General features: G+C 50.0%; 2 protein-coding genes and 1 pseudogene. All 3 read right to left on the reverse strand.

Translation table 11 applies throughout. The features are described from left to right. Nucleotides 1-687 precede the first annotated feature (687 nt). Entirely contained in the window at nt 688-1,452 is a 765-nt protein-coding gene (locus AACY42_RS28285; RefSeq protein WP_339483795.1) for a pentapeptide repeat-containing protein, read from the reverse strand. Next, complete coding sequence (locus AACY42_RS28290) at nt 1,449-1,775, reverse strand: hypothetical protein (RefSeq protein ID WP_339483796.1); 327 nt, start codon at nt 1,773-1,775, stop codon at nt 1,449-1,451. The genes AACY42_RS28285 and AACY42_RS28290 overlap by 4 nt, the downstream gene beginning before the upstream one ends. Before the next feature lie 53 nt (nt 1,776-1,828). Continuing rightward, nucleotides 1,829-1,937 (reverse strand): annotated as a pseudogene (locus tag AACY42_RS28295) (RHS repeat-associated core domain-containing protein); the annotation flags it as partial. Nucleotides 1,938-2,064 lie beyond the last annotated feature (127 nt).

The following is a 2,064-nucleotide window of genomic DNA, read 5'->3' on the forward strand; positions in this document are numbered from 1 at the left end:
GGCGGCAGGTTGATCCAGCAGTTGCGCGAAGTCGGCAGTGGCCGAAGTGCTGACCAGATCCACGGTCAGGCGATACAGTTCGCACAGTCCTTCGGTGAGTTCAAACGAGACCACATCGAAGTTGATGGCGGCAGTCGAACTGAAGGTAAAGCGCACTTCGCGCGGATGAGGCATGGCAACTCCTGCGGTCGATCCATGGGGCAGGTTTTAATGGTCTAGAACTTTAAAGAGGCATTCTCTGGCTGTCGCCTTCACGCTTTCCGTATGTGCTGTGGGAAGTTTCGCTTTATTGTTTTTTAGGCAAGTTTTGGCTGAATTAATAATGTCTGGGGATTACGGAAAACAGCGAATTGGTGTACAGCTCTCAACGTAACAAGATGGCTTCCAGCGATTGCATGACTTGCTGGGTCGGGGTATAGGTAAATTTCTTTTAAGATCATGGTCTTGAATGCCTTGCTGGGTCTAGTTCCTGCCTGCGTCGATTCGCGTTTCTTCGCTCAAAATCTCGACGTTCCAACGAGCAACTGGGCCGGCCGGCTCTTTTTTGATGACTCTGGATTCGTAACGTTCTCTTGAAATCCAATACTCATGCGTAGACCTGAGCGAGCCTCGTGAGGCAATCGCTTCACAGGCTCGTGGGTAAGTTATTTAAGCCTTTCCAGTGAGGGGGGGCGGCCGTCGGGGGGGCTATTCAGAGCCCTTGAGATGGGAAATAAAAAGTGATGAAAACTCCGAGCCTTCATAGCTTTCCAGATTTTTGATATTGAAGAGGGCCCCTCGTTGTGTTGTGAGCTTTTGCAAGCGTCGCTTCAGTAGCTTATTGATCGGGCTGTCTGGTTGAGACGATAGGTGATCGAGCGCCTTTTGCGCACGTGCTGACACGTCCTTGAAAAAAATGTGTTGGCCATCAGTAGGTGGGACGATGCTCTCAAGGTCGCAGTTTTGAAAGGTGACGTAATCCAGTTTGCAAAGCTCAAAATCGACAAGCAGTGGGGTGTTCGGCTGGTCGGATATGAAGCTCACTTCTTGGAGCTTTCCAGCGAACTTAACATGGGTAATTTTTTTTGCATTGAGCGAGTTATCAATGATTTTGCATTGGCTGAATGTACAGTTGCTGAAGTGGCAATCGACCAGTGCGGTTTGTCGAAAATCGCACTTCAGGAAGGTGCAGTTTTCAAATCTGCTATCACTTAGACCTGTTGCTCGAAAGTCGACATTGCTGAATGTGCATTGGACTACGGTTGTTGTGTTGAAAAATCTTGAGTTGGAGAAGTCGGTTTTCTCGAATTCGCAATTTTCCAAAAGACAGCTGTCAAAAATCGGGTAGGAAAGTGTTGAGTTCTTTAATTTGGTGGCACCAATGAACTCATTTTTGAAAAGCGTTTTCTCAGGCAGGACGAGGCCGTCCTGCTCAATGCCAGATAATGTTTTTGATGGGATTCTGTCACTCACCACAACACTCCTTCATAACCATTGCCCCAATCGCCATAACGCCGTTGATGGGTGCCTTTTTTCCAATCAGCCTTCGTCGTCAGGTCCCACCAGGACTTGCTTTTCGGATCATACACATCGGGCAGGCGTTGTCCTGATTTCGCGACATTCAGATGTGCAAGCGACGGATCTGCCAGCACCCTACGTTTGAATTCGGCATCGATCCTTTGACCTACATAGCGACGGTAGCGAGAGCGTGCTTGTCCGAAGTCGCCTCTGTCATAGGCGCGTTTGACCGCCGCTCGTTGTTTTAAAGTCAATGAGCGTTGAGGGTTACGGTACACGGCTTTTTTCGCTGCGTTGGCGTGAGCCTGTAGCTTTTTAGTCGTTGAGCCGCATGGTGCCCATCCCCATGGATCGATCCATCCCAATGGGTTAGGGGCATATTGATAGAGATTCGCTCCCCCCGCCAACCCAATCGGATCCGGCGTAGTAAACCGCCCCACCGGCGTTTTTCAAGGTAGTTGTCGCGTCACCGCCTAACTATGCTGCTCTTTTTTCGCCCTGCTGCTCCCGATCCGGATTCAGCAGCACCATGCCTATCGGCTCCCAGTTCCGTGTTTGCCCAGACCA

It is taken from the genome of Pseudomonas sp. RL_5y_Pfl2_73, from assembly GCF_963970515.1.
In the GTDB taxonomy this organism is placed as follows: domain Bacteria; phylum Pseudomonadota; class Gammaproteobacteria; order Pseudomonadales; family Pseudomonadaceae; genus Aquipseudomonas.